3 protein-coding genes are annotated in these 5927 nt (G+C 54.3%); 2 read left to right on the forward strand and 1 reads right to left on the reverse strand.

Annotated features, from left to right (window positions below; all coding sequences use genetic code 11):
* Nucleotides 1–139 precede the first annotated feature (139 nt).
* Both LKE08_RS00910 and LKE08_RS00915 read left to right on the forward strand, forming a co-directional pair.
* The gene (locus tag LKE08_RS00910; RefSeq protein ID WP_324702308.1) at nucleotides 140–1150 is read left to right on the forward strand and encodes a TOBE-like domain-containing protein; all 1011 of its coding nucleotides are present in this window, start codon (nucleotides 140–142) and stop codon (nucleotides 1148–1150) included.
* Between the two features lie 259 nt (nucleotides 1151–1409).
* Entirely contained in the window at nucleotides 1410–3413 is a 2004-nt protein-coding gene (locus LKE08_RS00915) for an ATP-binding protein (protein ID WP_324702309.1), read from the forward strand.
* 65 nt (nucleotides 3414–3478) lie between these two features.
* Here the strand turns inward: LKE08_RS00915 and LKE08_RS00920 are convergent, their stop codons facing one another.
* Nucleotides 3479–5614, reverse strand: coding sequence for a DUF6851 domain-containing protein (locus tag LKE08_RS00920; protein WP_324702310.1), 2136 nt, complete (start codon nucleotides 5612–5614; stop codon nucleotides 3479–3481).
* Nucleotides 5615–5927 lie beyond the last annotated feature (313 nt).

Genomic DNA, 5927 nt, shown 5'->3' on the forward strand with positions numbered 1-5927 from the left:
TCGGGCTCCCCCCTTTTTAAGGGGGGCTGGGGGGGATCGGGCTCCCCCCTTTTTAAGGGGGGCTGGGGGGGATCGGGGAGCGTGTAAATAACCGGATCTGATATGATCAATTATCAATTTTTTACACCCAATTAAAGCCATGACTATTCAGGTTGAAAATCTTGTCAAACGCTTCGGGAATTTTGTCGCCTTAGACGACATCAATTTGACCGTCAAAACCGGGTCGCTGGTGGCACTGCTCGGGCCGTCCGGTTCCGGGAAATCCACCTTATTGAGGGCGATCGCGGGATTAGAAAAACCCGACTCCGGGCGCATTTATTTAGAAAATGGCGACGTCACCGATGCCCAAGTCCAGGAGCGGCAGGTCGGATTTGTATTCCAACATTACGCCCTGTTCAAACATATGACCGTCCGCCAAAATATCGCTTTTCCGCTGGAAATTGCCCGCCGTAAAAAATCTGATATCCGGGGGCGGGTCGCCTCATTGTTAGATTTAATTAAATTAGAAGGATTGGGCGATCGCTATCCCGCCCAACTTTCCGGCGGACAGCGGCAGCGCATCGCCCTCGCCCGCGCCTTGGCGATCGAACCGAAGGTTTTACTATTAGATGAACCCTTCGGGGCGTTGGATGCGAACGTGCGGCACGATTTGCGGGCCTGGTTGCGCCGCCTCCACGATGAGGTACACGTCACGACCTTAATTGTCACCCACGATCGCGAAGAGGCGATGGAAATTGCCGATGAAATTGTGGTGATGAACGAGGGGCGCATCGAACAGGTGGGGACCCCCCAACAGGTTTACGATCGCCCCGCCAGCCGCTTTGTGATGGGTTTTATCGGCCCGGTAAACGTCCTCCCCCAGGACGAAACATCGGAGGTTTTGGTGCGCCCCCACGACATCCGCATCGGCGAAATTCCCAACGATCAAAGTATCCCGGCAATTGTCAAACGCATCGTTTACATGGGTTGGGACGTTCAAATTGAATTATTGCTGCGGGACGGGACGGTTTTGAATGCCCAATTGACGCGAGATGAATGCGATCGCCTCGGAATTAGTATGAATCAAAAAGTGTATATTTTCTCGGAAAAAACCGTAACATTTGCAGACAAACGGCAACCCATCCCGTCCCATTTCCGCAAATGTTCTTGACGGACTCCGGCGACTCCCATCCAATCCCGTTCCCCGACATCCACACCCACAGGTGTTTTCGGGTTCATGTCGGTGCGCGATCAGCTTGGCCGGTGGGCTTCGTGCGATCGCCCATCGGGATTTGATATTGCACCCCAACTATTTCGGAAGTCTTAAAAAAGTATTAAAATGGTTTGACAGTCCGTCACCGGGCTGATGTCGGACATTTTGTTGATTCTTTCCCCTGTCAAGAACTCGCCGAGTGCAAGCCGAATCCCCGATGGCACGATCGCAAAAGGCAAAAACCCAGTTGGAAATATTCTGGCAACTCTCATCCGATCTAATTTGTCTCCTGGGACCCGACGGTTGCATCCGCCAGGTCAACCCGGCCTGGGCCAAAATATTAGGCTGGACGGAAGCGGATCTCGTCGGCCAAATGTGGTGGGATTGGATTCATCCGGAGGACTTGTCCCGGACCCATGACCTGGAAAAGATACTCTCGCCGGAGGAGGTGGGGGAAGTTTCGTTGCGATTGCGTCGCCGGGACGGCAACTACCAAAATTTTCTTTGGAAAATGAGCGGATGGGGAAAAAACTGCATCTTGGGCTTCGGGGCCGCGATCGCCCCGGCGGTTTCCCCCCCCGACCCCGTAGCCGACGAACTCCACACCCTCTATCGAATTTTCCGACAAGTCGGCTATCCCCACAGCTACGAAGATTTATTTCGATCGACCTTTGAATATCTCTGGCCTCTGATTCCCTACGACGTGGCGGGCAGTATCTTCCTAGAATATGGGATGCCAGACCCGGGAGAAGCCGTCGAAACCCCCCCAAATTGTCAGTTATTTTTACGGGCTTTCCGTCCCCTTTCCCGCCCCCTTCAGGAAACCATTCAAACCCAACTTTTGGAACAGTTGGCTTCGATGATCGGAGAAAATTTGTATCGTCGTCCGCTGTGCTTTCACCCCCTCGAAATTCCCCGGGGAAAACCACCGGCGATCGCGGCCCTGGAATCGCGCTTTTCGATCCCCCTCATCGCCCGGTCAGAAACCCAAACCCAGATCGTGGGGTTGCTGTTTTTGGGAGCCGAATCGAAGGGACGTTTCACCGAATCCCACATCCGGCTGCTCTACTACCTCGCCAACCATACCGCCATCACCCTCCAACACCTGCAATCTCGGTTAGCAGTCGAGCAGCAAAACTTGCACAATTTGGCGCTAAACTTACCCGAAGGGGTCTTGTTGATCGATGGAAATCAAAAGGTCGTCCTCGCCAATCCCCGGGGAAAAATCTATCTCAAAGCGGTCGGAAAAATCGAAGCCGGAGTGTTGTCAGAACTGGGGGGATTTGCGGTAGCGGAGTTGATGCGATCGCCCCATCTAGTCACCCACGAAATTACCGTTTCCTCCTCGCCGGAACAAGTTTTGGAGGCGATCGTGCAACCGATGAAATCGGAGACATCGCCCGGTTCTCGGATGATCGTGATCCGGGATATCAGCGATCGCAAGCGGGTGGAATCTGAAATCCGCCAAGCCCTCGAAAAAGAGCGGGAACTCGGCGCGCTCAAATCTCAAGTCATCCAAACCGTCTCCCACGAATATCGCACCCCCCTGACGACGATCCTATCCGGGGCGGAACTGATCGAAACTCACCACCAAGAACTTTCGACGGAACAGCAACTCCACTTCCTGAGACTGATCCAAAATGCGGCTAAACACATGGCATCTTTGGTGGAAGATATGCTGCTGGTCAACCGCGCCGAATCGGGGACGATAGACTTTCAACTCCGGCCCCTGGATCTGGTTTCCTTCGGTCAAAAATTGCTGGAAGAGTTGCAGCCCTTGGCGGCGGACAAACACGCCTTAGTTTTTCGCTCCGATCGCGATTCAATCCCCTGTTACGGCGATCCGAAATTGTTGCGACAGATGTTGACCAATCTCATTTCTAACGCGATCAAATATTCGCCGGACGGGGGCGCGATCGACTTCGACCTGGGTTGTCAAAATGAGAAAATATACTTTAAAATTAAAGATGAAGGCATCGGCATTCTGCCCGCCGATCGCGATCGCCTCTTTGAATGCTTTTATCGGGGCAAAAATGTGGAGACGATCCGGGGAACCGGCTTGGGGCTGGCGATCGTGAAAACCTGCGTCGAACTCCACGGCGGCGAAATTGAGGTGGATAGCGAAGTGGGACGCGGCACCTGTTTTGTCGTCAAAATCGATCCGCACCACCTCTCGAAAACCTACGATCAAAAACGACGGGAATCCCGACAATATTATTGAATTGTTAGTCGTGGGAGTCGGGGGAATCTCAAATCTCCAGTCTAAAATTCCCCCACCCCGTGACATCAAGCCAGAACCTCGATAAAATCATCGACATCGATGGCACTGCTTTCGACGCCAAGCAATGTCATCGAAAGTTGTGGGGCACTGATGCGAGTGTCGTGGCCGACCCGAGAGACAGACAATTGCTCGAAAGTCAGATCGTCCTTCAAACCGATAATATCTATTCCATCTCGAAAATCGGCGATGATATCGTTGCCGTCACCCGCTCCGAAGTCGAAGCGATCGCCGCCCGGACCCCCGATGAGGAAGTCGTCGCCCCCGTCCCCGGCAATGATATCATCTCCCATACTCCCGTCGAGATTATCGTCATTCGCACCTCCGTAGAGAACATCATTACCCGTCAAACCTCGGATGAAATCATCGCCGCCACCGCCGCGGATCAAATCATTTTCCCGGGTGCCGCTCAACCCGTCGTCACCATCCGTACCGACAATCGTATTGGGAGCGATCGCCGAGTGCGTTTGTTCCCAAACCCGGCCCGCCACCTGTCGCCCCAGGGACCGACCGTTCAAATCGCCGTCCTGAAAGTGGATGCCCCCGTAAAGGCGAGAAATCCCCGCCTCGTCGGCCGCTTCGCCGAAGGTTTCCCACTCCAAAGTCACGGGAGTGTGCGGGGTCATACCCGGTTCAAAGCGGGACTCCTCCGGCTCAAAAGTGACCGCCGCCCCAAAATCGTCGCCGCCGGTAAAGCGCCGCAGAATCTCGGCCCCCGCCGCGCTGAAAGTGCTGTGGCCCGAGACATATTCGGCGAAGGGAGGCGAAGGGTCGCTCCCCGGCGTTTGATAGGTGAGAAAATCCGTCGCCAGAATCGTCTGAATGCCTTCTCCGGGCCCGCCCCAAGCCTCGATCGCAAAACCGCCCAGTTCGGAATCAAACTCCCCGATCAAGCCCAGTTCGCCGAGTTCGCGCACCGTCCGCACGGGACGAGCATAGTCGTAGTAAACTTTCGCTTCCCACGTCGCGATGCCGGCATCGAATACCGCATTTCCCAAATTCAAAAAGAGTTTGACATCTTCATCCAACGTGTGGTCATCCCGGGCCGACACATATTGTCCGAATGTCATCCAAGTGCCCGGCGGGAAGGACGTACCGCCCGCATCTTCCCAAAATTCCGCAATCAATTTGTGTTCGTCGGTCAGGTAGGCGCTGTAATCGACGACCTGTTCTGTTTGTTCGATGAATTCGGGATTGATAATCGTGCCGACAATATCCGGGCTGATTGGCACGGACGACCCGTCGCTCAAAGCGATCGTGCCGGCTTGCAAGTCCACCTCGCCATCGACCAATAAAAACGGCTCGGGTTCCGGCGGTCGCAGTTCGTGCCACGGGGAGAAATGGGGGGGATTCTGTCCGAAATCCGGGGGAAAAGGGTTCGGATTGCCTTCCCAGTCGATCTCGCCCTCGAAGGATAAAAACGGTTGGGGCAGCGGCGATCGCCCTCCGGACTCCGAAGCGAAACTAAAAGGCACGACATAACCCCAGTGGGGGGTCAGAAACCTTTGCACCTGTTGCTCTTGTCCCGGTTGGGCGTCCATGGGCACTCGTTCGGGCGTCCAGCGTTCAATGTCCCTCGGATCTCCGGGCGGATTGACGGGTTGATAGCCGCTGATATCCGAATAGGGAGTGCCGTCGCCGTTCGGGTGATTTCCGAGTTGATTGGAGCCGTCATTTCTGCGAAATGTTAACAGAGCTTCGGCGGAGATGTTTCCGATCCCGGCGGGAGTGCTTCCATTCATGGCGGTGTCGTCGGGATCGTAACCCAAATCGGCCATCAATTCATCGAAAAGATCGACTTGGGTGGGAAATAATTCGGAGAGCACCCGGTAAGCCGCAAAACTCATGGCTTCCGCTTTGTTGGCGGCGGTGTTTTCTGACTGGGGCTGCTGCAGGGCATCTCCCAATTGAGTCCCGACGGCCAGCGGATCGTAGGCGCTCCAGGCGTCGTAGATGGCCGTGTGTACCATCCCATAGGCGCGGGAGGCGATCGTCGGTCCCGGGGCAGTATTGATGACCGCCTCTTGGGCGACCCGATCCCAGCGCACGGAAATTGTGGGTGACGGGTCGTCAACCGTCACCCGTTGGGTTTCGGGATGTAAAATGAGATTGATATCGTTATTTTCAGAAGCTGAATTATCCATTGTCTTTGGTTTCCTAATTTGATGGAGTCCCCCCGATGGCAATTTTCGTTGTCATACCAAGTCCGCCAAAATAGTTTTGAGAAAAAACTGTTTTTTATTCGACAATCAGAAATCCATACAATGACTGATTGTCCGAACTTGATCTCATACCAAGTTCCGGTCATTGACTGACAGCAAAAATCTGGGGAGTTCGACGCTCCCGCCGTTCCCGGGTCGATGCCGACATCACTATGTTTGTTGACTTCTCCCCGGTCTAAAGACGCGGGGATTCTTAAGCCGTCCAAAACTGAACTCTTAAAGGCATAGTCAATGT

The sequence above is a fragment of the Lyngbya sp. CCY1209 genome (genome assembly GCF_035615495.1).
Lineage (GTDB): Bacteria > Cyanobacteriota > Cyanobacteriia > Cyanobacteriales > Microcoleaceae > Limnospira.